This is a genomic window from Budvicia aquatica DSM 5075 = ATCC 35567, assembly GCF_000427805.1.
Taxonomy (GTDB): Bacteria; Pseudomonadota; Gammaproteobacteria; order Enterobacterales; family Enterobacteriaceae; genus Budvicia; species Budvicia aquatica.
Genome location: NZ_ATYS01000010.1, coordinates 119,615 through 146,187, shown reverse-complemented (window position 1 = coordinate 146,187; position 26,573 = coordinate 119,615). Strand labels below are relative to the sequence as shown.

24 protein-coding genes are annotated in these 26,573 nt (G+C 46.0%); 9 read left to right on the top strand and 15 right to left on the bottom strand.

Features of this window, described 5'->3' with window-relative positions:
- Positions 1 to 8 precede the first annotated feature (8 nt).
- The 6 genes from YWE_RS29525 to YWE_RS28935 all read right to left on the bottom strand — a co-directional run bounded on the left by YWE_RS29525 (position 9) and on the right by YWE_RS28935 (position 3,225).
- On the bottom strand, positions 9 to 299 hold the full coding sequence (locus tag YWE_RS29525; RefSeq protein ID WP_071605838.1) for a type II toxin-antitoxin system RelE/ParE family toxin: 291 nt from the start codon (positions 297 to 299) through the stop codon (positions 9 to 11).
- Between the two features lie 5 nt (positions 300 to 304).
- Entirely contained in the window at positions 305 to 559 is a 255-nt protein-coding gene (locus YWE_RS0106630) for a type II toxin-antitoxin system ParD family antitoxin (RefSeq protein ID WP_029093816.1), read from the bottom strand.
- A gap of 223 nt (positions 560 to 782) precedes the next feature.
- Positions 783 to 1,301 (bottom strand): O-acetyl-ADP-ribose deacetylase, encoded by a 519-nt coding sequence (locus YWE_RS0106625; RefSeq protein ID WP_029093815.1) that lies wholly within the window; start codon positions 1,299 to 1,301, stop codon positions 783 to 785.
- A 6-nt stretch (positions 1,302 to 1,307) separates the two neighbouring features.
- Entirely contained in the window at positions 1,308 to 1,688 is a 381-nt protein-coding gene (locus YWE_RS26815) for a hypothetical protein (protein ID WP_051323231.1), read from the bottom strand.
- A 184-nt stretch (positions 1,689 to 1,872) separates the two neighbouring features.
- Entirely contained in the window at positions 1,873 to 2,463 is a 591-nt protein-coding gene (locus YWE_RS0106615; protein ID WP_029093814.1) for a hypothetical protein, read from the bottom strand.
- A 48-nt stretch (positions 2,464 to 2,511) separates the two neighbouring features.
- Positions 2,512 to 3,225: a 4'-phosphopantetheinyl transferase family protein gene (locus YWE_RS28935; protein ID WP_051323230.1), complete on the bottom strand. Its 714-nt coding sequence runs from the start codon at positions 3,223 to 3,225 to the stop codon at positions 2,512 to 2,514.
- A gap of 831 nt (positions 3,226 to 4,056) precedes the next feature.
- Between YWE_RS28935 and traT the strand changes: the two genes are divergently transcribed.
- From traT to YWE_RS26800, 5 genes are all read left to right on the top strand, one after another.
- On the top strand, positions 4,057 to 4,794 hold the full coding sequence (traT, locus tag YWE_RS0106605) for a complement resistance protein TraT (protein WP_036015315.1): 738 nt from the start codon (positions 4,057 to 4,059) through the stop codon (positions 4,792 to 4,794).
- A 427-nt stretch (positions 4,795 to 5,221) separates the two neighbouring features.
- Positions 5,222 to 5,617 (top strand): hypothetical protein, encoded by a 396-nt coding sequence (locus YWE_RS0106600; RefSeq protein WP_029093812.1) that lies wholly within the window; start codon positions 5,222 to 5,224, stop codon positions 5,615 to 5,617.
- Positions 5,618 to 6,155: 538 nt separating this feature from the next.
- Entirely contained in the window at positions 6,156 to 7,718 is a 1,563-nt protein-coding gene (gsiB, locus tag YWE_RS0106595; protein ID WP_036015311.1) for a glutathione ABC transporter substrate-binding protein GsiB, read from the top strand.
- A gap of 173 nt (positions 7,719 to 7,891) precedes the next feature.
- Positions 7,892 to 9,346 carry an MFS transporter gene (locus tag YWE_RS26805; protein ID WP_071605837.1) on the top strand — a complete coding sequence of 485 codons (1,455 nt, stop codon included), beginning with the start codon at positions 7,892 to 7,894 and terminating at the stop codon, positions 9,344 to 9,346.
- Positions 9,347 to 9,366: 20 nt separating this feature from the next.
- On the top strand, positions 9,367 to 9,990 hold the full coding sequence (locus YWE_RS26800; protein WP_051323229.1) for a GNAT family N-acetyltransferase: 624 nt from the start codon (positions 9,367 to 9,369) through the stop codon (positions 9,988 to 9,990).
- A gap of 125 nt (positions 9,991 to 10,115) precedes the next feature.
- Here YWE_RS26800 and YWE_RS0106580 read toward each other — a convergent pair whose 3' ends face one another.
- The gene (locus YWE_RS0106580; protein ID WP_029093810.1) at positions 10,116 to 10,460 is read right to left on the bottom strand and encodes a YegP family protein; all 345 of its coding nucleotides are present in this window, start codon (positions 10,458 to 10,460) and stop codon (positions 10,116 to 10,118) included.
- 456 nt (positions 10,461 to 10,916) lie between these two features.
- Here YWE_RS0106580 and maeB point away from each other — a divergent pair, with 456 nt between their 5' ends.
- Positions 10,917 to 13,196 (top strand): NADP-dependent oxaloacetate-decarboxylating malate dehydrogenase, encoded by a 2,280-nt coding sequence (maeB, locus tag YWE_RS0106575; RefSeq protein WP_029093809.1) that lies wholly within the window; start codon positions 10,917 to 10,919, stop codon positions 13,194 to 13,196.
- 76 nt (positions 13,197 to 13,272) lie between these two features.
- Here the strand turns inward: maeB and YWE_RS0106570 are convergent, their stop codons facing one another.
- A complete protein-coding gene (locus YWE_RS0106570) occupies positions 13,273 to 14,745 on the bottom strand; it encodes a PstS family phosphate ABC transporter substrate-binding protein (protein WP_029093808.1) in 1,473 nt (490 codons plus the stop codon).
- A gap of 214 nt (positions 14,746 to 14,959) precedes the next feature.
- Between YWE_RS0106570 and YWE_RS0106565 the strand changes: the two genes are divergently transcribed.
- Positions 14,960 to 17,056, top strand: a complete 2,097-nt coding sequence (locus YWE_RS0106565) for a WG repeat-containing protein (RefSeq protein ID WP_029093807.1) — start codon at positions 14,960 to 14,962, stop codon at positions 17,054 to 17,056.
- Positions 17,057 to 17,070: 14 nt separating this feature from the next.
- Here YWE_RS0106565 and YWE_RS0106560 read toward each other — a convergent pair whose 3' ends face one another.
- The 3 genes from YWE_RS0106560 to dsdX form a co-directional block, all read right to left on the bottom strand.
- Entirely contained in the window at positions 17,071 to 17,850 is a 780-nt protein-coding gene (locus YWE_RS0106560) for a hypothetical protein (RefSeq protein ID WP_029093806.1), read from the bottom strand.
- A gap of 127 nt (positions 17,851 to 17,977) precedes the next feature.
- Positions 17,978 to 19,309 carry a D-serine ammonia-lyase gene (gene dsdA / locus YWE_RS0106555; protein ID WP_029093805.1) on the bottom strand — a complete coding sequence of 444 codons (1,332 nt, stop codon included), beginning with the start codon at positions 19,307 to 19,309 and terminating at the stop codon, positions 17,978 to 17,980.
- 16 nt (positions 19,310 to 19,325) lie between these two features.
- Positions 19,326 to 20,666: a D-serine transporter DsdX gene (gene dsdX / locus YWE_RS0106550; protein WP_029093804.1), complete on the bottom strand. Its 1,341-nt coding sequence runs from the start codon at positions 20,664 to 20,666 to the stop codon at positions 19,326 to 19,328.
- 227 nt (positions 20,667 to 20,893) lie between these two features.
- Here dsdX and dsdC point away from each other — a divergent pair, with 227 nt between their 5' ends.
- Positions 20,894 to 21,847: a DNA-binding transcriptional regulator DsdC gene (gene dsdC / locus YWE_RS0106545; protein WP_029093803.1), complete on the top strand. Its 954-nt coding sequence runs from the start codon at positions 20,894 to 20,896 to the stop codon at positions 21,845 to 21,847.
- 73 nt (positions 21,848 to 21,920) lie between these two features.
- On the opposite strand, the gene YWE_RS0106540 is transcribed toward dsdC, so the two are convergent.
- The 4 genes from YWE_RS0106540 to YWE_RS0106525 all read right to left on the bottom strand — a co-directional run bounded on the left by YWE_RS0106540 (position 21,921) and on the right by YWE_RS0106525 (position 25,672).
- A complete protein-coding gene (locus YWE_RS0106540; RefSeq protein ID WP_227659912.1) occupies positions 21,921 to 22,424 on the bottom strand; it encodes a protein disulfide oxidoreductase in 504 nt (167 codons plus the stop codon).
- Positions 22,424 to 23,158 carry a DsbA family protein gene (locus YWE_RS0106535; protein WP_029093801.1) on the bottom strand — a complete coding sequence of 245 codons (735 nt, stop codon included), beginning with the start codon at positions 23,156 to 23,158 and terminating at the stop codon, positions 22,424 to 22,426. Before YWE_RS0106535 ends, YWE_RS0106540 begins: the two co-directional genes overlap by 1 nt.
- On the bottom strand, positions 23,155 to 25,212 hold the full coding sequence (locus YWE_RS0106530; RefSeq protein WP_029093800.1) for a protein-disulfide reductase DsbD family protein: 2,058 nt from the start codon (positions 25,210 to 25,212) through the stop codon (positions 23,155 to 23,157). Before YWE_RS0106530 ends, YWE_RS0106535 begins: the two co-directional genes overlap by 4 nt.
- A 70-nt stretch (positions 25,213 to 25,282) precedes the next feature.
- Entirely contained in the window at positions 25,283 to 25,672 is a 390-nt protein-coding gene (locus YWE_RS0106525) for a hypothetical protein (protein ID WP_029093799.1), read from the bottom strand.
- A 188-nt stretch (positions 25,673 to 25,860) separates the two neighbouring features.
- Between YWE_RS0106525 and YWE_RS0106520 the strand changes: the two genes are divergently transcribed.
- A complete protein-coding gene (locus YWE_RS0106520) occupies positions 25,861 to 26,568 on the top strand; it encodes a GntR family transcriptional regulator (RefSeq protein ID WP_029093798.1) in 708 nt (235 codons plus the stop codon).
- Positions 26,569 to 26,573 lie beyond the last annotated feature (5 nt).

Genomic DNA, 26,573 nt, shown 5'->3' with positions numbered 1-26,573 from the left:
ATAGCCTGCTATGAAGATGATTGGGGTGTGATGTCTCTCGCACCGTGAAGTATTCTCTGAATTCTAATGTCGTTAGTATTCACTGAGAACAAGATTAGATAACGGCCATATGGGCAGCATCTTATCCCTCTGCCTAGCTCGGGGCGTTGCCGGTACAGTGCTGGAGTTTCACCTATCAATAAGCATTGTTGGTAAAGTCCGTTTACGCAGCTCAAGGCTCGGACGGGATTATCATCCGCAATATAGTCTCCTATTTCTTCGAGGTCTTGTACTGCAAGCGGTGATAAGGTCAATACCATTCTTTTTATCCATTTTCTGTCTGCTTATGGTATTTCTGCTGAAGACGATCAAATACTGTTTCAGCCGGAATACTCTCTCCGCTGCCTATTCCAGCAGCGACGGCAGCTTGAAGTATCTCCAATTTTCGCGCTCGTTCTTGCTCTTCTAACTCGCGCAGCCCGGCTCGGATAACTTCACTGACGTTGTTATAGCGCCCACTTTTTATTTGTTCTTGGATAAAGTTTTCGAAATGAGGGCTGAGTGAGATACTGGTTGGCATAATGACGCTCTCTAATATGTTATCTATTACTAATTATTAGTATTTGTCTTTTTGCCATTATCGTCAAGTTAGACCGAAGAATCCGTGATATCGGTTTTTTTAACATCAAAGACGCTAACGGATAAACAGTATATTTACCCTGATAGCCGGTCAATTAGCGGATTGCCGTTGTGGTAGGAGAATTTGAGATTCTGGAAATGGCTCGCAAAAAGCGATCTCAATATTATCGGGATACCATGCTCAGATAGATCTGATAGCTTTCTGGTTCAAAGCAGCAAATGTTTACCTGCTGGATTTCAGGGTGTTCAGCCAGACTTTTCTTGATTACGTCTAATGCGATTTGAGCTGCTAACTCCTTTGGGAATTTGTAGATTCCGGTACTGATATTAGGAAAAGAGACGCTTTTAATACCGTATTGAGATATTAAATCAAAGCAGCTTTGATAGGTTTTTCTCAGTAATTCACATTCATGGTTATTACCGCCGCTCCAGAATGGGCCAACGGCATGTATCACGTAATCAGCCGGTAAATGACCAGCCTGGGTAATCACAGCATCACCGGTTTTACAGCCACCCTGACGGTTCTTTATTTTCCGACACTCATCCAGAATTTCAGGGCCACCGGCCCGATGGATTGCACCATCAACACCGCCGCCGCCCAGCAGCGATGAATTGGCCGCATTCACCATGGCTTCTACGGCTATTGTGGTGATATCACCCTGAATTAACTTGATTTTATGCATTATTTATCAATAGTTCTTTTTTCTTTTCAATGATAAACCGGCTTTTTGGATATCGGTATTCAGCATATCCAATGCAATAGCCAGATCTAATTTATCTGCTTTTTTTTCTATGCTTTTTTTGTAATTTAAAACAGATATCTCTGAAATATCACTAATACTTTCATCCGTTCGCGATAATTTGAAACTGACAACTAATTTACTGTTAACTATCAGTTTATAGATGTCTTCATCTTGTTCTTGTATCTGCGCCAATACATACACAGATTTTATTTCGTTATATCTTTTATTCAGAAAAGACACGATGGATGCTTTTTTATTGATAAACCTTTCGGAATACAATAACTCATTGCGTCGGTTAAGCTCGTTGCGGGAACCGATTAATTTCATTCAAATTTCCTTTTGGTCGTCGTGATTAAGTCGCTGTACAGTGATAATAAGTGACGTTATTTATCTTTAGTTCGCGCTTCGTTATTGCGGGCTGATTTTTCCCCGCTAGTTTAATCTAAGTGGGAAAATTATCCAGACTATAAACGGGCACTTCAGGCCATACTCTCAACTGTTTGAGCATTTTCTATCGCTGAATCAAATTACTGATTACGCCAAGAATAATAATCAGTCCAAAGCCGAATAGCAGTTTGCGGGTGAGCGTTTTTTTCTTATCTTCCGGCGACGGGCTTTGCCGAGAACTGTCCCTTATGTCACTTTGCAATCTTTCAGTTTCAGCTTTAATTGAGGAAGTCGTCGCCTGATGGTCGGGCTGAGGTGAAGCCATACCTTGCTCTACCAACCAGGCGAACAGGTGATAAGCGGTATTAAATTTGAGGTCTGGTCGGGCCATCAGGGTTTTACTTATGGAGCCAAACTGAGCCTGATTGATAAAGTCGGTATTAAGTAACTGGGTAAGCAACTCTTGCGTATGTCGCTGTTGTTGGGCAATTTTTGATTCAGGTTGCCGTGTTGACCTGTCTTCAATAGAGTCCTGTCGGGCGCCAATTATCTGATTTTTCAACAGCCATGATATTGCTGTTGCGTCGTCATAGAAGTCACTATCGCGATCGGATAACAGATAAAATTTAGCCTTATTAAACTCTTTTTCAGCGATAGCCTGCTGTTGAAGAAGGGCTAGCAGAATAGCCATTTTTTGTTCGGTAGATAATGACATAAAGCGATTGATAACTCCCTGTAGTAAAAAGACGGATTATCTTAAGTCTTATGGCGTTTTAAACTGATAAATACAGGGCACTCGGGCCATTGTCAGATAGGGAGATTCCCCATTAGCCTGCCAGAGTTCGATGTTTTCTACCAGGCTATCGCTGGCTATGGCCCAAGCGATGTCATCGTGGCGGCTGGTTAAGCCAAATAAACGGGGCTGAAAGTCTGCCGATAGCCATTTTTGCTGTGGATTAATACGAATCTGTTTCATCTGCCACACGCCCTTGGCTGCCAGCTTGAGCGTTGATTCTCTTAGCGTCCATAGCTGCCAGAACCTGTCTGTCTGCTGCGACTCAGGCTGGGCCATTAGCCACTGATACTCTTCAACACTAAAGCTATATTTAGCCAGCGCCATCAGTTTGTTACGCGGGCGGATATGTTCAACGTCTAAGCCTAACCGATGGCCATATGACAGGGCGACCATAATATATTCGCCGCTGTGGCTGATATTAAAATCGGGTAAGCCAGAGCCGGTAAATACCGGTCGGCCATTATCCGTTGTATCAATTTCCGGCAGTTCAGGGCAGTTGGCTTGATTAAATAGCAGCTCCGCTAATAGCCAGCGCCCGGCAAGAAACTGTTGCCGGCGCTTAGGGTTAAAGCCTTCTGCCTGAGCCCGCAACGCTGCCGGCAGCCGAGAAACATCCGGCGGCAACCACTCCTCTGACGGTAAGTGCAGCAGAGCAACAGCGATTTTTGGCAATGGCGTCATGACGATCGGTTCCTGAGTTTAATAATCAGCGAGGTGTTAATACTATCAGAGGCAAAATAATTAGGCTGGAGATACTGAGCCTCTGTTCCTTGCCTTTTCTCCGTAACGTAGTCGGGTTGGGGAATTATAAATAAAATTCAAGTAACACATAATGCACGCTGTGTTGGTGTATTGCCACCTAGAGCGATATATAGTCTGTCATCATTATAGAGCCACTACCTTATAAATCGTCTGATTTTTTAGGCGGGATTGCTATTTTGGTTTGTGGGGAGCGCTTGCCAGACCGAAGAACGACTTCTAGTACTCAGCATGGTTACAATATTGGTGGTTATTACTATTCATTTAAGTAATTAATGTTTTATATCAAATGGTTATATTTTTATTGTGTGATTTATTGAAAGTTCTTATTCTGCGAAACCTGCGAAACCTGCGAAACCTGCGAAACCTGCGAAACCTGCGAAACCTGCGAAACCTGCGAAACCTGCGAAACCTGCGAAACCTGCGAAATGCGACCATGGTATTGTGTACTGGTCGTTAGTAGAGCTCTTTGTCTCATTTTGATGAAATTGAAGATGTTGCTAGTTAAGCAACACTATTAAGAATCGCATTTTTAAAAATGATTTATAAACAATCTGGTGTGATAAATCTTGGGTTATTAGTAATATCTTGTTCTTGATAAGGATGATGAGCGATTTATTTTTTAAATTGAAATTATCTGTATAATGTTATTGCAATAAAAATAATTAATAGCAGGCTATCTATCATGGTTACTTATCTATTTAAATAGAATTATAGTCCCCCCCACTTTCTTATTTTGATAAAGGATTTCGCATGTTACGGATTAAAAGAAAAATTTTATTGGTTAGTGTTATTTTCTCTGCATTGGTGTTGTCTGGCTGCGGGGCAATGAATACAGCGATTAAAAAACGAAATTTGGATGTAAAAACACAGATGAGCCAGACTATTTGGCTAGAACCATCAAGTCAAAAAACAGTTTTCATTCAAGTTAAAAATACCTCAGATAGAGATATGAGTGGGTTGAAAGAGCGTATAGCTACGGATATATCTTCTAAGGGATATCAGGTTGTTAACGATCCGGATGCTGCTCATTATTGGATACAGGCTAATATTTTAAAAGCCGAAAAAATGGACCTGCGTGATTCTCAGAAGTTTTTAAATCAGGGTTATGAAGGGGCAATGATGGGAGCAGCTCTGGGGGCCGGGATAACTGCTTATAATTCCAGTTCTGGTGGGGCTATATTAGGTGTTGGACTCGTATCTGGTGTGATAGGGTTGGCTGCAGATGCAATGGTTGAAGATGTAAATTATACAATGATTACCGATGTCCAAATTTCTGAACGAACAAAAACATCTGTTACTACTGATAATATTGCCGTATTAAGGCAGGGAACGTCTGGTGCGAAAATTCAATCTAGTACAGAAAGTGGGAATCAAAATAAATATCAGACACGAGTGGTTTCAAATGCTAATAAAGTAAATTTAGTTTTTGAAGAAGCACAACCTATTCTTGAAGAACAATTGTCTAAGTCGATAGTGAATATTTTGTAGTATAAAAATGGAATATGCTCGGTGATGGTGTTTTTGCGTTCAGTAACCTGACAGCAGTATTATGAACAGATGCTATCGAATCTGTCGGTGAGATATCCCGCTGTCTGGCTCTGATGGCCAATGACGTTATAGGTTCTTTCGAACTCACCATGTGGGCTACAAATGCTGTGCGTCCGACAGGTTGCCCCCTGTGAGATTAACCCAGTTTATGCCACTAATAGACGGGGAGTATTATTCGGTGGACTGCATCATTGATGACGTTGTATCCATACTGTATTAAGCGTTAGCCTAGAGGAAAACTGCTGTTTTTTTCTTCCATTGTTAGCTAACCGATCAAATATTAGGGTATTATCTGGCGGTAATTTTATGGAATGTGGGAAGATAAACGGTATTTTTCCCGGTTAGTTAAAATGGAGAGCATAAATCTATGAGAAGTTTAAAAGCGCTATTTATCGGTGTTATTGCAGTGATGTTTATTGTTGGCTGTAGCGGAAACGTACCGGCCCGTAATAAAACGTCGGATATCAACGGTAGCTTTACCCCGGCACAGATTGAAAAAGCGATTGTTGATGCGGGCACCGGTCAGGGCTGGGAGATGAAGCAAGTACGTGATGGTGTTATTACCGGAAAACTGATCACTCGCCAAAGCTACGTTGATATTCGTATTCCTTACACTTCATCTAAATACACGATTGAATATGTTGGCAGTAAGAACTTAACTGTGAGCATGGATCGAGTCCCGAGTGACTATAATCGCTGGGTTGCTAATATAGATCGTGATATTCAGCAAAATCTGGCTCAGCAACAGGCTCTGTATCAATAATATTTGATCTGAATACTGATAACGTTGACGAACGGGGGCCTAATATTGCCCCCGTTGGTTTTTTTAAATAGTGTCGATACCGAAGTGCGGTATGGTTATGACGACGATCTTCTGCTAAAACAGGATGGAGGATTAAGTTATATCGATGGCAGACTCTCATCGCGTATCTACAATGATTACTTCACCTTATTTAATTAACCTCTATACCCGTCATACTTCAAGCTGCATCTTTGTTGGCTGCGTTTACTCACCCGACAAATCTGCTGTAAGTAGATTTGAACGCTGCTGGCAGCGGCCCCGAAGGGGTTAGGCCCATTAATGGGCCTAATAATCACTTACCTGAGTAAGCTCATCGGGACTCGCTTACTTGCCGTCGCGATGCAACTCGAATTATTTTGGCTATATCTCATATTTTTTTTGTATTTCTGTTTAATCCTCAGATCTGTTACTAATCTTTATGTGTTCTTATGATAAAAGTCTGACACAACATAATAATTAACATATTGATAAATAAATCTATTCTACGCAGGGGGATAGGATGACATTTTTGAGCACAACAATACGAAGAAGTACGCTGGCCTTGGGGCTTTCCGCGGTGATGGGATTCAGCGCCAATGCTTTCGCTGATAAAGACGCGGTTATTGCCGTCTATTCTACTTTCACAACCTTAGATCCTTATGATGCCAACGATACCCTTTCTCAAGCGGTGTCTAAATCGTTTTATCAGGGATTATTTGGTTTTGATGCCGATGCCAAACTGGTTAACGTCTTGGCCGATAGCTATACCGTTAGCGATGATGGGCTGATATATACCATTAAGCTCAAGAAAAATATTAAGTTTCACGATGGTACCGACTTTAATGCCGATGCGGTGAAAGTTAACTTTGATCGGGTCACCAACCCGGATAACCACCTCAAACGCTTTAATCTGTTTAATCGGATCGTTAAAACGGAAGTGATTGCGCCGGATGAAGTGAGACTTACGCTTAATCAGCCTTATTCAGCATTTGTTAACACGCTGGCTCACCCTTCAGCCGTCATGATTTCTCCGGCGGCAATTAAGCAATATGGCAAGGAGATCGGTTTCCATCCGGTGGGTACCGGTCCGTTTGAGTATGTGAACTGGAACCCGACAGATAGCCTGAAAGTGAAGAAGTTTGACGGTTACTGGAAAAAGGGCCTGCCAAAGGTCGATACCATTACCTGGCGACCGATTGTTGATAACAATACTCGGGCGGCGGTGATGCAAACCGGCGAAGCCCAGTTTGCTTATACTATTCCTTATGAGCAGGCCAAGCTGCTGGAGAATGATAAGAACCTGACGTTGGTCAGCGGTCCGTCGATTATTCAGCGTTATATCAGCTTTAATACTCAGCAAAAGCCATTTGATGATGTTCGGGTCAGACAGGCGATTAACTACGCGATTAATAAAGATGCGCTGATTAAGGTGGCTTTCTCCGGCTATGCGGTTCCGGCTGAAGGTGTTTTACCTAAGGGTATTGAGTTTTCACAGAGCTATGGTCAATGGCCCTACGATCCGGCTAAAGCCAAAGAGTTGCTGAAAGAGGCCGGTTACCCGGACGGCTTTGAAACCACGTTGTGGTCAGCATTTAACCATATTACGGCGCAAAAAGTGATTCAGTCTGTACAGCAGCAGCTAGGGCAGGTTGGAATTAAAGTTAACGTGCGAGCGCTGGAGGCCGGGCAACGGGTGGCATTAGTTGAAAGCGTGCCGGATGCTAAAAAAGCAGAAGTACGCATGTATTACGTGGGCTGGTCGGCATCGACAATGGAGCCGGATTTTGCCTTGACGCCGTTGGTATCGACTCAGGCATGGCCACCTAAGCAGTTCAATACCGCGTACTACAGTAATCCGCTGGTTGATGAGGATCTTAAAAAGGCGCTGCAAACTACCGACCGAGAAGCCAAAGCCAAAATCTATAAGGCCGTTCAGGATCAGGTTTGGGCCGATGCTCCTTGGGCATTTTTAGTGACTGAAAAAGTGCTGTATGTGCACAATAATAATCTGTCCGGCGTGAAGGTTATGCCTGATGGCTCCTTTAATTTTGAAGAGATCGATCTGGCTGATAAGAAGAAATAGCATCAGCGTATTAGTCATGGGTTAGTTTATGTGAGTGACGCCGTTGAGATAGGCGAAGTTCATCACATTTACTTATCAATCCCGACAAAAACCGGCATATTCACCCAATATGCCGGTTTTTTTGTTACTATTAACAACATTGCTACTTCAACAGATAAAATCAGGATGGTGTCGTGAAAAAAGCACTTGGCGTATTTTTTCCGCTGTATACCACAACGATGATCATGTTGTTAGGTTCAGGCCTTCTTACCACCTATATCTCTCTTCGTCTGGCTTCCGTTAACGTTAGCGGTGCTTTGATCGGTGCGATTACCGCAGCTAACTACATTGGCTTAGTTATCGGTGGTAAGATTGGTCATTTTTTAATCGCCCGGGTAGGCCATATTCGGGCTTATGTCTCCTGTGCCGGTATTATTACTGCCGCAGTGCTGATGCACGGATTAACCGAATTTATTCCCGTGTGGGTTGGTCTGAGGCTGATTATCGGCCTGTGTATGATGTGTCAGTACATGGTGCTCGAAAGCTGGTTTAACGATCAGGCTGAGCCTAATCAGCGTGGCGTGGTGTTTGGCTTTTATATGGCAGCGTCCTATCTTGGAATGGCGCTGGGCCAGATGGTACTGATGTTGCAGCCGGACTTAGGCCTAAGCTCGCTGCTGATTATTGCCCTGTGCTTTTCACTTTGCCTGGTGCCTATTGCCCTGACTACCCGCAGCCATGCTCAGCAAATCTCTCCGGCACCGATGGAGCTGAAGTTCTTTATTGGTTCGATTCCTAAGATTCTGGCTTCAACCTTAGTGGTTGGCATGGTGGTTGGGTCGTTCTATGGTTTGGCTCCGGTTTACTCCAGCCTGCAATCGCTTTCTACTCAGCAAACCGGTCTGTTTATGGCCGTTTCGATTTTTGCCGGGCTGGTAGCCCAGTTGCCGTTAAGCTGGCTGTCGGACAAATATAACCGTACGCTACTGATGCGTATTAATGCCCTGTTATTGGCGCTGGCGGCGCTGCCGCTGGCTATTTTGCCCCAGATTGAGTTTCACCTGTTACTCGGTATTGGTTTTGTGGTCGGCATGCTGCAATTTACCCTTTATCCGTTAGTGGTCGCTTTAGCCAATGATATGATTGAACCGGAGCGTCGGGTGTCATTAGCGGCCTGCTTATTGATGTCGTTTGGCGTTGGAGCCAGTATCGGCCCGCTGATTGTCGGCGCGCTGATGCAGCCGTTGGGCGGTAATATTCTGTATGCTTTCTTTGCGCTGTGCGGGGTGATGATGATGTCCCTGAGCCGTACGGTGAAGAAAGACGAAGAGCAGTTTGTGGACGATGCCCCGCTACCACATATTGCTATGCCGGATAGCCTAATGAGTTCACCGTTATCACCGGCCCTTAACCCAAGCTTTGATGAGCAAATGATTCAGGAAAGCATGCCGGCGCCGGAAGTTATCGAAGAACCTGAAATTGACGCCGCTGAGGCTGAAGTGACAGAATCAGAGCCTGATATCATTTTGCAACCTGATGAACCAGAACATCAGGTTATTGTTATCAGAGAGCCGGGAGAAAACAAACCCGGCAGCCAAGATGATGACGACGATGAAGGTAGTCTGGAAAAAGCCTATACCATGGTTTAGCCAATCAAAAGGTCAGCATTATGAGTCAGCCGATAGAGTTTGATACCGCCCGTTTGAGATTACGCCAGTGGCTACCGTCCGATCGTCAGCCATTTGCTAAGATGAGTGCTGACCCAAAGGTGATGGAGTTTTTTCCTGCCCTGATGGATCGACAAACCAGTGATACCATGGCCGATCGCTGTCAGGCCCTGATCGCAGAACGCGGCTGGGGGCTCTGGGTTGCAGAAAGAAAGGATGACGCCCAGTTTATTGGTTTTGTCGGGTTACATATTCCGACGGCGGACTTACCCTTTAATCCCTGCGTTGAGATTGGCTGGCGAATCGCCGCTGAGTTTTGGCGACAAGGTTATGCAACAGAAGCGGCTTTGGGTGCACTGGCGGTTGGTTTTGAACGGTTGGAACTGCCTGAGATTGTCTCTTTTACTGCCCTGATTAATCACCGCTCTCAGGCGGTTATGGAACGCTTAGGGATGCGACGTTCATCGGAACACTTTATTCATCCTGCGGTTGATGTGAATAGCCCTTTGGCTAAACATTGTCTGTATAAACTGTCGCGCGAACAGTGGATAAGAGCCTGTAACGCGAAGCGCAGCAATGGGGACGATGATCAAGGAAGCCTGGGGAAGGCTTACTCAATGGTTTAAACAGAACAATAATTCTTAGCCTGAAGGCAAACCATGATGCCCGATAGAAAAAGGTCCGTTAATCGAGTAACCGACTAACGGACGAAGCACTACAGGGTGTAAAGATACTCTCTTATTGATTCGGGCTAATCCGCGAGAGCGGTTAAATCGGTCACTTCGGCTTCCGGGCCGTTATGGCTTACGGAATCAATTCCTGCATCTCTGGACTGTTCGGTGGTATAGGTCTGGCTGGTGCCAATAATCTGACCGTTTGATGCTTTTAAGTTAAAAGAGAATTTACCGTTGGTGGTGACTTTCTTTTCAAAGTAGCGGTGTTCTTTGGCATGATTTTTAACCGACTTAATTCCATTAAGGCAATTAGCTTTGGTGGTATAGCCTTCACTGCCAAGAATTATCTGACCGTTTCCTGCTTTTAACCGAAAATAGAACTCACCGTTTTTACCATGAAAAATTTCAAATTTTGCACTCATATCGCTTACCCTAAAGTTAGTCAATATTACCGGTTAGTATGACGGGTCTTTATGTCTCTACCGGGCAGCCCGGTTTTCACTGGTTCTTATTAAGCATAGTTGATGGCGCTAAGTCTGGTAGGTGCTAGATGAAAAATTATTGGATGAAAATACCCGAGAATAACGGCTAATTTGCCCAACCAGAGTGAACCGACAGTTGGCTATTCCTTATTTGACTTGGATCCTCATCACATAACCCCGACCGAGCGGATAGGCAAATATTAAATTAATGTTAAGATTGATAGCAAACCTGTATGTTTGGTTGTTAAGTACATTAATCAGACGATTCGATAAAAATAAGCTGACTGGTGAACTTGCAGCCCGACTTGACGGGCTATCTGGCGGTTACAAACATATCTGGGAGCGATGCCTATGGCAGGCTATCGCTTTTGCTTCTCCCTGAAAAGGACACGATAAATGGACGAACAGTTAAAACAGAGTGCACTCGATTTTCATCAGTTTCCCGTACCGGGAAAAATTCAAGTTACCCCAACTAAGCCTTTAGCGACGCAGCGTGATTTGGCTTTAGCTTATTCTCCGGGCGTGGCGGCCCCTTGCCTGGAGATTGCTGCCGATCCGCTGGCTTCTTATAAATATACGGCTCGCGGTAATTTAGTGGCGGTAATTTCTAATGGAACGGCGGTATTAGGATTAGGCAATATTGGCGCGTTAGCCGGTAAGCCGGTGATGGAAGGTAAAGGGGTATTGTTTAAAAAGTTTGCCGGTATTGACGTATTTGATATTGAAGTGGATGAGACCGATCCGGACAAGCTGATCGATATTATTGCCTCGCTGGAACCGACGTTTGGCGGCATTAACTTAGAAGATATTAAAGCACCAGAATGTTTCTATATTGAAAAAGCGCTGCGTAAGCGTATGAAGATTCCGGTGTTCCACGATGACCAGCATGGAACTGCGATCATCTGCGCTGCTGCCGTACTGAACGGCCTGCGGGTAGTTGAAAAGCAAATGGAAGATGTTCGCCTGGTAGTATCCGGCGCAGGTGCGGCGGCAATCGCCTGCCTTAACCTGCTGGTTGCTCTTGGTATGAAGCATGAGAATATTGCTGTTTGTGACTCCCGTGGCGTTATTTATCAGGGCCGCGATGAAAACATGGAAGAGAATAAGGCGTTGTATGCCATTGTCGATAATGGCAAGCGTACCCTGGCCGAGGTGGTCTCTGATGCGGATATCTTCCTTGGCTGTTCTGGCCCGGGGGTTCTGACTCAGGATATGGTCAAAACCATGGCACCAAGTCCGCTGATTTTGGCGCTGGCTAACCCTGAACCTGAAATTTTACCGCCATTGGCTAAAGCGGTGCGTCCGGATGCGATCGTTTGTACCGGCCGTTCTGATTATCCAAATCAGGTCAATAACGTGCTGTGCTTCCCGTTCTTGTTCCGCGGCGCATTGGACGTGGGCGCGACGGTGATTAATGAAGAGATGAAACTGGCTGCCGTACGAGCGATTGCCGATCTGGCCTTGGCTGAACAGAGCGATGTGGTTTCTTCCGCCTATGGCGATCAGGAGCTTTCTTTTGGTCCTGACTATATTATTCCAAAGCCTTTTGACCCGCGTTTGATTGTGAAGATTGCCCCGGCGGTCGCTAAGGCGGCAATGGATTCCGGCGTAGCCAATCGCCCTATCGAAGATTTTGATGCCTACGTTGAGCACCTGACGGAATTCATCTACAAAACTAACCTGTTTATGAAGCCGATTTTCTCTCAGGCAAAAGCCCAGTCTAAACGGATTGTGTTTGCAGAAGGGGAAGAAGAGCGCGTATTACACGCCACTCAGGATATTGTTTCCCAAGGTCTGGCATTCCCGATTCTGATTGGCCGCCCGAGCGTGATCGAAATGCGCCTGAAAAAATTGGGTCTGCAACTGACCATCGGTAAAGATTTTGATGTGGTCAATAACGAATCAGACCCGCGTTTTAATGAGTACTGGAGCGAGTATTACCAGATCATGAAACGTAAAGGGATTTCCCGTGAAGCTGCCCGCCGGGCGGTGATCGGCAACCCTACGCTGATTGGCGCTATTATGGTCCAACGCGGTGAGGCGGATGGCCTGATTTGTGGCACTATCGGCAATTATCACGACCATTACAGCGTGGTAGAAGAGGTGTTTGGTTATCGTGATGGCGTCAACGTTGCCGCTGCGATGAATGCTCTTCTGTTGCCAAGTGGTAATACCTTTATCACTGATACCTATGTGAATGACGATCCTACGCCGGAACAGCTAACGGAAATTACCCTGATGGCGGCTGAAACCGTGCGTCGTTTTGGTATTGAGCCGAAGGTTGCCCTGTTGTCCCACTCAAGCTTTGGTACCTCTGATAGCCCGAGCGCTCGCAAGATGCGAGAAGTGCTTAAACTGGTTAAGCAGGCTGCGCCTGAGCTGGAAATTGACGGCGAAATGCACGGTGATGCAGCGCTGGTGGAAAGCATTCGCAATGACATCATGCCGGACAGTCCCCTGAAAGGTGCGGCTAATATTTTGATCATGCCGAATATGGAGTCTGCGCGTATCAGCTACAACCTGCTGCGTGTCTCTTCGTCTGAGGGTGTTACCGTCGGGCCCGTTCTGATGGGGGTTTCTAAACCGGTTCATATTCTGACTCCGGTTGCCTCGGTTCGCCGTATCGTTAATATGGTGGCACTGGCTGCGGCTGAGGCTCAGACTAAGGTTCTGTAGTTTTTAGAATGAATAGTAATAAAACGGCCCGCGATGGGCCGTTTTTATGTCTGCTAGCTTATTGAATAGTAAAATATTACTTAGTCGGCCTCACCGGCACATATCCCACATCTTCCACCAGCTTTTGCCCTTGCGGGCTGAGGAACCAATCCATTAGTTTTTGGGTATTAGGCGTGGGTTGACCGGCGGTGATCATGTAAACGTTAACGCTAAACGGATAGCTGCCGTTGCGGATATTTTCCGGCGTGGGCGCAATGCCGTTAACTGACAGCAACTGCAGTTGGTCGTTGTGATTCATCTGGCTGGCGTAGTAGCGGAACGAATAGCCCAGTGCGTTAGTGGTGTTTTGATAATTCGCTACCCGACGGATAAGCCCCCCCATACCCGCGGCTACTTCTGACTCCAACGGTTGACGCATTTTAGTCTCTTGCATGACCTTCGCCAGCATGGTGGTCTGGCTGCCTGAGCCTTCAGGGCGTTGATAGCCAATGATATCCCAATTTTCACCGCCGACTTCCTGCCAGTTATTGATTTGCCCGGCGTAGATTGCGCGTATCTGCTCGACAGACAGGTTTTTCACCGGGTTGTCTTTATTCGCGATAAAGACAAAGGCTTCCTGAGCTAACGGAACCATCGTCAGGGTTAAACCGTTTTCTGCGGCTAGCTTCTTTTGTTGTTCTGAAGGTTGGGCGGCAAAGATGAGATCGGTTTTGCCCGCGATCAGGGCTTTATAGGCTTCAGGAGTACGGCGGCTGGCAATATAAGGATCTACCGAGTTGTAGTCTAATCCTTGGTACAGTGCCTGTACTGCCGACGCATAGATGGGGTATGCGGCAGTGGCACCGTCCACCCGTGGCCATTCGTTGTCGATGTTGATAGTCGCCGGAGAGGAAAGTGCAGTGAGCCGGCTACCCTCTTTCTTAAACGGAGCGTAATCCCACAGGCTTATTGTTTCATTGACCGTCAGCGCTGAGTTTTCGGTAACTAAGTGAGTTTCACGCTGATACCCTTGGCAGGCGGTGAGGATTAGCAACGCTGAGCACAGGCCTAATACTGGTAACCGTCCGCGAGTCACGTTCATATTTTTTCCTAATTTTTTAGTACCGATAGCAAGGCCTAAGGCGAAACAGAGATAGCCAACTAGCGGCATCAGAATAGTTATCCAGAGTTGTCCGGTGAATATGGCAATAAGGCTGGTACCAAGAAAAGGGAATATCAGCAGCATGAAGTATTCAAATACCGAATGAGTAAAATCGCCTTTGCCGATAAACATCGCCAGACTCCAGAGGAGCAAGCAATAAATTAAAGGAATTAGGACTGGCAGATAGCGTGCAAAGAAGCTGGACGGTAAGTTGTTTTTCTTAGCCCAAAGATAGCCTATTGGAAGGGTAATTAATGAGGCAAGAGCGCTTGCCAGAAGTTCTGATAAAGATAGCTGAACGATTGTAAATACAGCAACCTGCATTAAAATTGGCAATCCGACGATCGCCATCAGTGAGGTTTCGATAATATATCGTTTGTTGCCGACCGGCTTTTCCTGACTACCCATGTTATTACTTCCCTGTTGGTCTCATTTTGAGATTAAGCTACCTTCTATAGTGATGATAAATGATAGCGTAACGTAACTAATTATGATGCGAAAAACTTTGAAACTGCGGTTATCTTCGAACTGACAAGGATACTTTAATTATGTCACTATAGTCCGAATAATAACCCCTTTCTGTCGTCCTGGCCGCTAAACTAATATGAGTAAGAAAACAAAAATGTCTATTTTTAAGTTTAAAGCCCTGTTTCTGGCGCTGGGAATACTATGCTCCGGTAGCGCATTGGCCGATATTGAGCGTGCAGAGATGGCGGCTGAATTTCAGCAGCAGTTTAAGGACCACTCTCTTTCACAGATAAAGACATTACTGCAACAACAGCTTGATGAGTTGGAAAAATTGCAGCGTTTTAGTTCCATCCGCTTTTCAACCGGCAAGCCAGCAGAAGGCAGCGAGCCTGAATATGTAGCCCAGTTTGATCCGCTTCCTGCCGATGTTTCTAATGTGAAGTATCAGGATTACTTTAATTCAATCGGGTTTGTTCAAAATATTGTCGGCAAGGTTTCCTATTTACAAACCAACTTTCGCAAGTATGACCTAGACCAGAAGGTTGGAAATGAGGACTTCTTTGATAGCGAGACACCAAAAATAAAATTTGATCGGGTCCATATCTTCAATAATTCACCCACTCTTCCGGTAACGGAAACTGAGGACGGTGAATTTAACGTTGATAGCGTACAGCGGATTTCAGCCATTGATGCCACCGCGACTTATTCCTTACCGGGCCAGGTTAAACGCTTTTACTTTAACCATGAGAGTAATGCCAGCCAAAATGATATAGCGCTGATGGCGATTAACGGTTCGGAAGTGACTCTGGCAATGCCGCGTGAGGTTTATGACAATATTCTTCGTGTTGAAGCCATGGATAAACAGGGGAAGGCGCTGCGATCTGCCGGGTCATCTTCGTATTCCAATGATGTTTACTATATTGATCAACTCCATGACTTTTTTAGTCAGGCGATTGAACAGGTCGATAACGGGAAAATTAATACTAAAGACCAGTTGTTAACCTTTTTCCTCGATAACTTCCCTTCAGAAGAAGCGGCAAGAAAGACGCACCCGCCTAAAACTATTGCCTCCTATCAGTTTAGCGGTGAGGCTATTGCCGTTACGGTATTTATCAAACCGGAGAATAAAGAATATCAGTATACCTTTAGCTTAAAGCCGTTGGAGGATCGGTATACTGATGGTCTGACGACCGGTACGGACAGCAGCGGAAAGAAATATGGTTTAATTGATGAACAGGGCGTTTGGATTATTGCGCCGCAATATAAACGTTTGGATGTCAGGCTCGGGGACTATTACTCGGCGGTGAAGGCTAACGAAGATTATAATAGTGAGCAGATTTATTTACTGAATCGGGCCGAGAAACGGTTGGAACGACAGCCTTTCCATATGATGAGTACCGAAATCGAACAGGATAAATTCGTTATTATTAATAAAGATCCTTCGAATAACTTTATTAAAGGGCTGTTAAATATCCATACCCATCAGATTTTGTTACCTTTGAAGTATCAAGGTATCTCTCTGGACGGACCTTTTTATATTGGTAGTAATTATGATGATAAAACCGATACTCGAAGCTATGTTGTTTATCGTCAGAGTGATAATAAGCTAATTTTAAGCGGCGTTTTTGATGATGTTGTCGTTGATGGCGATAATATTATTACCCGATATTCGGAGCGAACCACTAAGCCTAAGGCTGATGAAGATTATTACTCTCTAGAGAATGATAAAGTTTATCGCTACATCAATTATGATATTTATGATGCTGAAGGGACAAAACTTAATCCATCACCCTATAAGGAATTGTCTATTGATTCCGCCTTTGGTAAAGACGGTTTAATGGCGGTGACGGATAAAAAATCACAGCAATATTATATTGACCGCCAGGCTAAAAAAGTCGACTTCGACCTCAGTCGCTATAGCCAAATATACCCATTCTCTAATGGATTAGCCGCGGTAAACGGAGACGGTGGGAAATATGGCTATATTAATACGCAAGGCCAGTTGGTTATCCCTCTGATATATAAAAGTGCTAATTATTTTCAGGGTGGAACAGCATTGGTTGAGGTGGAAGACCAATACCAACTGATTACCCCTGATAATAAGGTAGTGGCGACCTTTGCCAATTCGCTAAGGACTTATACCTCAAGAAAAGACGGCCAAAAGGCCGACTATACCTTTGTTATTTATCAGCCAGAAGGGATGGATGATATTTATGAAACCTACGACCACAAAGGTGTATTGATTCCATAGGCTAATGCACCAGGTTAATATATTTCAGGCCACTTAATTTCAATATGAACGTTGTTAAAGTCCGGGTCATCATAATGGCCAGAATGTAAACAATACATATTATCGGGCAGGGAGTTCATTCTAATTTCCTGCCCTTGTTCAATCATCCCGCCGAATGCTTGAAATCCAATAAAGCGATTAAACATCTCGATAACAGCGCTGTGATAATGAGACGGGACGTTGTGAATGCTTAAATCGGGGCGGCCAAACTTTAATAGCCCGCGGGTATGGAACCAAAGCGTATTAGCGTCATCATTTTCGGCTGAAGTTAGTATGACTACGTGGGAGTTCGGCTGAGGAGTTGCCGGTTGGAAGATTTCAGCCATCCAGCGAGATTTTGACCACCAGCTAAGGCTGAGTGCATCAAAAATAGCCACGCCGCCGTTATCCAGCAGAAAGGTCAGTAGCCCGATAGTATTTCTAAAGTAATTCAGGTTTTCGCTGTTCTGAATATGGCCTTTGATAATAACGCAGTGCGTTTGGCGAGCGATTTCGGCAATCAGTCCGGCGTCATCTTCCAGCACCTGTAAATTAGCCGTGCGAAAGTTATCGATAACTTCAGGGTGGTTATCTGGTCCATAGGCTAAAATTTCGAGGCTATCAGGAATTCCGTCACAGAGGTATTTATTGCGGGAAATTGCAAAGTTATCTGCCGTTGCGCCAAATATGACGTAAAACAGAAATGGAGATTCGGTGCTTGCTTGATAATAAGGGCGAGCCCAGTCTGTTAACCCCGTCGATTTTTCTGTAGTCATTGTTCGCTATCCTTGTCTGTACGATATATTGCTTGGAGTGTAATGACTTTCAACAATAGACTCAATCAATCCGGCTTACAGGCTTATCACCTGTGCCGGATTGATTATTTTAGTTGGTTTATATCACTCAGATTTTGGCGGTGGCTAAGTATTTTTCCATCTCCGCTTGCGGTACCATTCCGCCGCCGGTTGCCCAGACTAAATGGGTGGAGTTGCTCATTTTCTCCGGGGTCAGGTCCATACGTTTTAGGTATTCTGCGTCGGCCATTACCCGTGAAGGGCCCGGCATACCGGCAAGAGCTGAAGGCTCCAGTTGAATACCTTCTTCCCGATTGAGTAGGCCTAACAGATCGTACATTTCCCGATCGCTGATAGTGTAATAACCATCCAGCAAGCGCTCCATGGCCCGACCAACAAAGCCGGAAGCTCGCCCTACCGCCAGGCCATCTGCCGCGGTGACGTTATCAATGCCGATATCCTGCACCGAGATATGATCGTGTAAGCTGGTATGAACGCCTAATAGCATACAAGGGGAGTGGGTTGGTTCAGCGAAAATACAGTGAACGTGGTCGCCGAAGGCCAGCTTCAGACCAAAGGCCACGCCGCCGGGGCCACCGCCTACGCCGCACGGCAGATAAACAAACAGCGGATGGTTTTCATCGACCACTACCTTCATTTCGCTAAACTGAGCTTTCAGGCGCTGACCGGCAACGGCATAGCCAAGAAACAGGGTCTGAGAGTTTTCATCATCAATAAAGAAGCAGTTTGGATCAGATTCAGCCTCTTTACGCCCCTGCTCTACGGCAACGCCATAATCTTGCTCATATTCAACTACCTTAACGCCGTGGGAGCGTAGCTTTTGTTTTTTCCACTCACGAGCATCGGCAGACATATGAACGCTGACGCTAAAGCCCAGCTTGGCGCTCATGATACCAATCGACATACCCAGATTACCGGTAGAACCGACGGCGATGCTGTATTGACCAAAGAAAGCTTTAAATTCTTCAGAGAACAGTTTGCTGTAGTCATCAGATTCAGTTAATAAGCCGGCCTGTATCGCCAGCTTTTCCGCGTGGGTAAGAACTTCATAAATTCCACCGCGCGCCTTTATGGAGCCGGAAATAGGCAAGTGACTGTCTTTCTTCAGTAAAATCTTACCGGTAATATCGATGCCATAACGCTGTTCCAGCGTTTTTTGCATGGCCGGAATCGCCACAACCTGAGACTCAATAATACCGTTCGTTACCTGCGTTTCCGGGAAGGCTTTACACAGGTAAGGCGCAAAGCGGTTAAGCCGCTGTTCAGCCTGTTTTACATCGCTGGCATTCAGACCGACATAAGGCAGACCGGCTTCCAAAGTAGTGACTGACGGATTAAACCAGCTAACTTCTTCTAAATCGATCAGCTGTTTCACTAAAGGATATTCGGCAATAAGCGTTTGAATGTCTGTATTTTTCATGTCGTTTCTCTTCTGACTAAATAATATAAGAAAGTAGGAATGTGCCACCCAGGGCGACCAGCGAGGCGATAAACGTCGCGGTGGTGTAGTATTTGAAGGTTTCATTCAGCGTTGCGCCGCAATACTGTTTGACCAGCCAGAATAACGAGTCAGTCACAATGGTACAGCCGATTGCGCCAGAGCCAATGGCTAAGGTGATGATTTCAGGACTAACGCCCGGATACATCGGCAGCATGGGTGAAACAATCGCCGTTGCCCCCATCATGGCGACGGTGGCTGAACCAACCGCCGCGTGCAGAATGATTGCAACCAGCCATGCCAGCAAAATCGGGTGCATATCCAGATTAGACAAAATCAGGGCCAGTACGTCGGCCAGGCCGCTGGCCTTTAGCACACCATTAAACGCACCGCCGGCACCGATAATCAGCAAAATATTGGCAATGGAGGCAAAGCAGTCTTCAGTTTTAGTTAGCAGGGTCGACATGCCCATGTTCTGGCGAATACCCAGTATGTAATAAGCCACAAAGGCGGCAATAAACATGGCGGTAATCGGGTTACCGATAAACTGTAAAATGGTGAACAGCGTGGTGCCTTTTTCCATATTCATCAGCTCTGCGCCGGTTTTAATCAGCATCAGGGCAATAGGCAGTAATACGGTAAACAGCGTTGCGCCCAGCGAGGGTAAATCTTCTTCTCTGCGAACTTTTAGATCGGAAAACTCTTCAGGTACGGGCTTAAAGGGTAGGCGGTTTCCGACCAGCTTAAGAAACAGCGGGCCACCGACCAGAGAGGCACCCAGCCCGATAATCAGACCATAGATAATCACTGAGCCAATATCCGCACCCAAAGCGTTAGTGACGTACAGCGCTGCCGGGTGGGGCGGAACGATACAGTGAACGGCCATTAATGCGGTACACAGAGGTATGGCCAGCTTAAGTAATGAGGTATTGGTCTTTTTAGCAATAGAGAAAGCCAGTGGAATAAGTAATACCACCCCGACTTCAACAAACAGGGTAATACCGCAAACCAGCCCGACCAGCACCATAATGACGTCTGGCGATAGCCAACGGCATTTTTGTAGCGTGATCCCGATGCGTTCTGCGGCCCCGGAGATTTCCATCATTTTGCCGAGAATGGTGCCTAAGCCGATGACTGCGGCCAGAAAACCAAGGGTACCGCCGATCCCGCCTTCCATGGCGTTAACCATGTCAACCGGGTTCATACCCATTAGTGAGCCGACATAAAAGCTGGCTAATAGCAGGGCTAAAAAGGGATGGAACTTAAGTTTAACGATGGTAAAGACGATCAGAATGATGCTTGTCAGTAAGGTACCGACTACCCAGAGTTGTGAGTCCATGTGCAACCTCATCGAATAGTAATTGTCTGTACTATTTGGCCGGAACCCCGCGTTGGTGACAAACGATAAAAATCGCACTTCACATGAGCTAAATTATATCAATTTAGTGATATTGCTCTAATTTAAGCAATAGGTTGAGATTTGAATCACATCAACTCATCTTTAAACTCGGTTAATGGCAATGTCAGGGTATGATATGGACGAACACTCATCAGGGATAAATCCGTATGTATACTGAAAACAACTACATTACAGCCAACTACATTGCCAAAAATAAATTACTCAATGGTTACCAGCTGTCTAAGTTACATACTTTTGAAGTGGCCGCCCGGCATTGCTCTTTTGCTATGGCTGCAGAGGAGTTATCCATTACGCCCAGCGCAGTCAGTCACCGGATTAATGGTCTGGAAGATGAGCTAGGGTTTAAGCTATTTCAGCGCTTTCACCGTAAGATTGAGCTTACTGCAGAAGGACAGCGGGTTTTCTGGGCGCTTAAGTCTTCGCTGGAATACCTTAATCAGGAAATCTTCGAAATTAAAAATCAGGAACTGACCGGCAGCTTAACGGTGTATTCCCGACCGTCGATTGCTCAGTGCTGGTTAGTACCGAAGCTGGCGACGTTCTCTGAACTGTATCCTTCAATCACCCTGAATATTCTGACCGGCAATGAAAATGTGAATTTTCGCGGCTATGGTATCGATCTGGCAATCTATTTTGATGATAAAACACCAGAAAAACTGTCCTGCCAGCATTTGATGAATGAGTCGATCGTGCCGGTATGTAGTCCTGAATATGCAAAAAAATTCGATTTATGCGGCCATCCTGAAAATTTAAAACTCTGTACTTTGCTGCACGATAAGCAGGCATGGGGCTATGATACCGATACCGATGAGTGGTCGATGTGGGCCCGGCATTTTGGCATTTCACTGGAGGAAACCAAGAGAGGAATGGGGTTTGACCGCTCCGACTTAGCCATTATTGCCGCCATTAATCACGGCGGGATCGCCATGGGGCGTAAAAAGTTGGTGACTAAACGACTGGAAAATAATGAGCTGGTCAGCCCGTTTCCTGAGATGGAAGTTCAGTGCGCGCAGCGCTATTACATTTCTACCCTCTCCAGCCGTGAGTGCCCGAAGATTAATGCATTTATTGAATGGTTGAAGTCAGAGGTTAATGAGTAAATCGAAAGCAGTTTGTGTCTTGGGTTTGTTAACCGCCTGAAATAGGGTGCCACTTTTATGGCACCCTGTCGGATTAGCTAAATTTTTCCGTTAGCCAGAGGCGGAATTTTATTCCCCAGGCGCTGGTCCACCCTGTCGTGCTGTGAACCATGTTGCCTTTATAAATGATGGCGAAGGTTGGCGTTACGCCAATTCCCCAATTATCGGAAATAATACCGTCCTCATCGTTGATGGTAGGGAGCGTGAAGCCTGCTTTTTCCAGCGCCGGGGCCAGCTGTGAATCCGCCCCCGATCGCAAAGCTACGGTAACGACTTGTACGTTGTCATTAGCCAGCCCGCGCACCATCGGCGTTGTCAGCTTACAAACGCCACACCAGGTTGCCCAGAAGTAGATCACGACCGGCCTATCCTGGCTTAGCTGCTGTAAGTCGATCGGCTGGCCGCTCAGCGTCATTTGTTGGCTGAAGTCCATATCCTCTGGCATTGTCGGTGCCCGCCACCAGTCAATCGCTCCGATAACCATCAGTGCAATAACGGAGAATAGAACCAGTTCCTTTAGCCATTTTTTTATCCGCATCAGGATTTACTCTGTTTGAGTGCTGCAACTACCGCAGCCTCTAAATCCTCATAGGGAACAAGCCCCATCAGCATGGTATCTCCGACCACAGTGACAGGGGTGCCGCCAACGCCAAGGGTTTCTGCCAGGCGGGTATTATTCTCCAACGATGCTTTTGCCTGCGCAGTTGCGGTCAGTTTAGGCATATTGATTTGGCTTAACACTTTCTGAATGCTGGCCTGATCGTGTCGGCCGTTTTTTGAAATTAAGCCCTGATGAAATGCTGCAAATTTTTCCGGCTGCGTTTGCCATAGGGTTAGCGCCAGCTCTGCAGAAGACTGAGAGCTATCTCCCAGATAGGGCAATGGCTTAATAATCAGATTCACATCAGCATGCTTAGCCATGGCTTTTTCCAGCGAGGCTTCAAACTGCTTACAGTACGGGCAGTTATAGTCAGTAAAATAGACCAGAGTGAGCGCTGCATTTTTAGGGCCGATCTTCGGGCTGTCAGCGCTGTTATAGAGCTTGGCCGCGTTATCTTTCAGCAGGTTCTTAAGTACGGAATCCTGTTTGGCCATCTCTTGCTTTTGTAGTTCGCCAATAGCTTCATCCAGAATCTGAGGCTGTGTAACCAAGGTTTCACGAATTAACTCGCGAATGCGCTGCTCCTGTTCTTGGGTAAATGGCGCAGAAACCGCGCTCAGGCTGGCAGTTGATAGTAATAAAGCGGTAATAATCAGATTAATTTTTTTCATAACGAGTGACCTTTTTTAGCCGATGACAAGGTATTCAGAACCTTCTCTTTAGTAAGAATAGGAGACATTATTTCTCCCTGCGTCAGTGCCGACCCGTAAATTTGATTGAACGGTACTGATACGCTGTTGCGACTTTTTAGAAAGCGGGTGATCTCTTCTGACGGTGTCGTCCAGTCTCCGCGCAGGGCAACGATATCGTCAGCACTGAGCGCTGATTGAACTTCAGGGCTAAGCAGAACGTTGTATTTGTTCACCTTACAGGTAATGCACCAGTCGGCGGTAACATCAACAAAGACTGTTTTACCTTCTGACAGGGCCTGAGTTATTGCTTGCTCACTCAACGGCTGCCAGTGAACCCGATCTTCTGTAAGTGACGTGCCATTCGTCGGGCTGAAGATTGACAAAGACCATACAATGGCGCTAATCGCTAAGCTAAATAACGCCGCCTGAATAAACCTGCGCGTCCCGAAGCGGATAGCCGTTGCCAGCAATAATCCGGCGATCAATGCGCCACCGATGATCAATGTATAAGTCTGGCCTAGATGGGTCGTAAGCAGGCTAATTAACCATAAGCTGGAGGCTAACATTAACCCCGCCATCACCAGACGAAGCCCGTTCATCCAACGGCCCGGCTTAGGTAATAAAAGTGCGGCAGAGGGGAATAGTGCAATCAGCAACCATGGCAGGCTCATGCCAATACCCAGAGCGGTAAAAATCAACCACATCACCGGCAATGACGATGCGAGTGCAAAAGCAACGGCCGTGCCTAAGAATGGCGCTGAACAGGGTGTTGCCAGTAAGGTAGCGAAAAGGCCCTGAAGGAAATGGCCGCTGTAACCGTTATTACCGGTGGTGGCTAAGCGGGTATTTACTTCGGAAGAGAGCCGGATAGTAAACAGGCCAAATAGGTTTGCGGTGAATAATCCGGTCACCACCACCATAAAGCCGATAAACCACGGGCTTTGGAACTGAATTCCCCAGCCCAGCGAGATCTGCAAGGCGCTGAGAACGGTCATCAGCAGCGCCAGTATCCAGAATGAGGTTAATATTCCCATCGCTGATGCCAGAAACTGCTTTTTCACCTCTGATTTTGACGTAGGTTGTGACTGCAAAAGGGTACTGATTTTAATGCCCAATACCGGTAATACACAGGGCATCAGGTTGAGTATCAGCCCGCCTGCCAGTGCCATCAGTAAAATGACCCATATAGACCCCGGGCTACTTTCTGAATCTGCTGTCGCGGAACCGGCAGAAATTTTCAGCGGAATTTCCTGAGCAATTCCCCGATCGCTAATCACCATGCCAATATTTTGATTAACCAGCTCGGGTACTTCGCCAGCCCAGTCCGGAGTCACTTTAATCTTTGCCAGCAGCGTTTCACCGTCGACGGTAATTTGGGGCTGATGAAATTCCGCACCCGGCAAAATGTCAGAAAATACCATTGGTGATGCCCAACCGCTTGGGCGAGTCGCTGTGACCTGTAGCAGCCCGTTGCTATATGTCGCACTGACATTCGCTGGTTCTATCATTCCAGATGCTATCGGTATTTGACCGCTGGCGCGGGCAAACGCGGCATCAAAGTTAGCATCCTGAACGCCCTGTAAATTCAACGAAAACGGAAAGTCGGTTAGCACACAGACATTGCTGCAGGATGACAGCGTTAATACTCCGGAGAGCTGCTGAGGAATCTGCCCTTTGAGAACAATCGGGAAAGACACCGAGTTTTTATAACCCTGAGTGCTGATACCCGCAACGTCGAACCATTGCGGAACCGGCCAGTTCCACTGGGTTTGTATATCGGGTGAGTTCCACTTGATTTCAGGGGCTAACCCGCCGGCACCCGGTGAACGCCAGTAGGTTTTCCAGTCAGGATCTAGTTTGACGTCCAGCAGTAACCTTACCTGACTGGCTGAGTCGGTTTGTTCGCTCCAAATCCGCACTTGAGCATGATGTTTGTCTGACTTTTTGAGCCAGCCGGAATCAGCAGCCGTAGCCGAAAATGAGAGTAATAACAGATTAAAGCAGACCAGTGCCGCTCTAAAAAAAGAGTACATCAATACCTCCAAAAATAAATATTAGCGAGATGCAGCAATTCCAACTCATGCTGCTTACGGCATAACCTATTTATTCGCGGAAATTACACAGCCGCAGATGGAGTCGCCGTTCATGGCACGATATTGGCGGTGAATGACGATAGGCAGGAGAAAGAAACTGAAGTAACGGAACCAGCAGAAATAGCAGAATAAATAATAGAGCGGGTTGGCTCTGTAGGTGATCCTGCAAATAAGAGAGTAGCTTCTGATTTTTAGTACAGCCGCTTTCGTCATCGCTGCCTGCGGCGGGCAGGCTGTCAGAAACTACGGCATCAACCGCTTTCAGGGCGATACTGGCCGAGACAACCGGTTGGTAGAACTTTAACAATGGCGCGGCGGCACGCTGCACTATACACATCAGCATAGTCAGGCAAACAAGAGTAATCAGCCAGTGGGCTAAAGGTTGTTTATTGCGCGGCATTGTCTTATCAGGCGGTGAGTTTGCCAAGAGTCTAACGTAACCTTACGCAAATGTGAATCATTGCGGATTGGGCACGAACTGAGATTAACATCACGTTTATACTTTTATATAGGAGAATTGTTTGTTTATTTTTTAACGTTGGTGATACCATTTTTCAATCAGGTTTAAACCAGAAGGATTAACCCAGAATGAATAACATCTCGACAGTTGAAGTGGCTAAAGAAAAATTAGACCAATGGTTATGCAACGGTACGGTTGCTCCCGGTGCCAAATTGCCTTCAGAAAGAGAGTTAGGCGACCTGCTGGGGGTCAAACGTATGACGCTGCGTCAGGCGCTGTTGAATCTGGAATCAGAATCAAAAATCTTTCGTAAAGACAGGCGAGGATGGTTTGTTGCTCAGCCGCGCTTCAACTATAACCCTAAATCATCAGCCAGCTTTAAATTAGCCGCGATTGAACAAAATCGGGTTCCGTCTTGGGGATTTATTGAAAAAAGCACGGTTGCTGATTATCCCGCTATCGTAGAGCCTTTATTTGGTGAAGAGCCGCATCACCCGCTCTATCGAATCACCGGCTGGGGGGCATTAGATAATCATAAAGTATTTTATCATGAAACCTTTATTAACCCAGCGGTAGCGCCGGGGTTTATTGATAAATTAGGCGATCTCTCTTTTTCTCAGCTGTGGGAAAATGAATATAAAAAGAAACTTAATATTCAGAAGCTGGCATTTCGTCCCACCAGAATATCCGGCGATGCCTGTAAAGTTATTGGTGGTTCTGCGGGGACGCCGATTATTTTAGTCGAAAAACATCGGGCGGATAATAATAAAAATATTGTTCAAATAGATATTGAATACTGGCGCTTTGAGTCAGTCGATTTTTTTATCAACCTGTAAGGAGT

Excerpts from the sequence above, each read along its gene's own strand:
- YWE_RS29525 (WP_071605838.1), bottom strand. The coding sequence starts at position 299 with ATGGTATTGACCTTATCACCGCTTGCAGTACAAGACCTCGAAGAAATA.
- YWE_RS0106630 (WP_029093816.1), bottom strand. The coding sequence starts at position 559 with ATGCCAACCAGTATCTCACTCAGCCCTCATTTCGAAAACTTTATCCAA.
- YWE_RS0106625 (WP_029093815.1), bottom strand. The coding sequence starts at position 1,301 with ATGCATAAAATCAAGTTAATTCAGGGTGATATCACCACAATAGCCGTA.
- YWE_RS26815 (WP_051323231.1), bottom strand. The coding sequence starts at position 1,688 with ATGAAATTAATCGGTTCCCGCAACGAGCTTAACCGACGCAATGAGTTA.
- YWE_RS0106615 (WP_029093814.1), bottom strand. The coding sequence starts at position 2,463 with ATGTCATTATCTACCGAACAAAAAATGGCTATTCTGCTAGCCCTTCTT.
- YWE_RS28935 (WP_051323230.1), bottom strand. The coding sequence starts at position 3,225 with ATGACGCCATTGCCAAAAATCGCTGTTGCTCTGCTGCACTTACCGTCA.
- traT (WP_036015315.1), top strand. The coding sequence starts at position 4,057 with ATGTTACGGATTAAAAGAAAAATTTTATTGGTTAGTGTTATTTTCTCT.
- YWE_RS0106600 (WP_029093812.1), top strand. The coding sequence starts at position 5,222 with ATGAGAAGTTTAAAAGCGCTATTTATCGGTGTTATTGCAGTGATGTTT.
- gsiB (WP_036015311.1), top strand. The coding sequence starts at position 6,156 with ATGACATTTTTGAGCACAACAATACGAAGAAGTACGCTGGCCTTGGGG.
- YWE_RS26800 (WP_051323229.1), top strand. The coding sequence starts at position 9,367 with ATGAGTCAGCCGATAGAGTTTGATACCGCCCGTTTGAGATTACGCCAG.
- YWE_RS0106580 (WP_029093810.1), bottom strand. The coding sequence starts at position 10,460 with ATGAGTGCAAAATTTGAAATTTTTCATGGTAAAAACGGTGAGTTCTAT.
- maeB (WP_029093809.1), top strand. The coding sequence starts at position 10,917 with ATGGACGAACAGTTAAAACAGAGTGCACTCGATTTTCATCAGTTTCCC.
- YWE_RS0106570 (WP_029093808.1), bottom strand. The coding sequence starts at position 14,745 with ATGGGTAGTCAGGAAAAGCCGGTCGGCAACAAACGATATATTATCGAA.
- YWE_RS0106565 (WP_029093807.1), top strand. The coding sequence starts at position 14,960 with ATGTCTATTTTTAAGTTTAAAGCCCTGTTTCTGGCGCTGGGAATACTA.
- YWE_RS0106560 (WP_029093806.1), bottom strand. The coding sequence starts at position 17,850 with ATGACTACAGAAAAATCGACGGGGTTAACAGACTGGGCTCGCCCTTAT.
- dsdA (WP_029093805.1), bottom strand. The coding sequence starts at position 19,309 with ATGAAAAATACAGACATTCAAACGCTTATTGCCGAATATCCTTTAGTG.
- dsdX (WP_029093804.1), bottom strand. The coding sequence starts at position 20,666 with ATGGACTCACAACTCTGGGTAGTCGGTACCTTACTGACAAGCATCATT.
- dsdC (WP_029093803.1), top strand. The coding sequence starts at position 20,894 with ATGTATACTGAAAACAACTACATTACAGCCAACTACATTGCCAAAAAT.
- YWE_RS0106540 (WP_227659912.1), bottom strand. The coding sequence starts at position 22,424 with ATGCGGATAAAAAAATGGCTAAAGGAACTGGTTCTATTCTCCGTTATT.
- YWE_RS0106535 (WP_029093801.1), bottom strand. The coding sequence starts at position 23,158 with ATGAAAAAAATTAATCTGATTATTACCGCTTTATTACTATCAACTGCC.
- YWE_RS0106530 (WP_029093800.1), bottom strand. The coding sequence starts at position 25,212 with ATGTACTCTTTTTTTAGAGCGGCACTGGTCTGCTTTAATCTGTTATTA.
- YWE_RS0106525 (WP_029093799.1), bottom strand. The coding sequence starts at position 25,672 with ATGCCGCGCAATAAACAACCTTTAGCCCACTGGCTGATTACTCTTGTT.
- YWE_RS0106520 (WP_029093798.1), top strand. The coding sequence starts at position 25,861 with ATGAATAACATCTCGACAGTTGAAGTGGCTAAAGAAAAATTAGACCAA.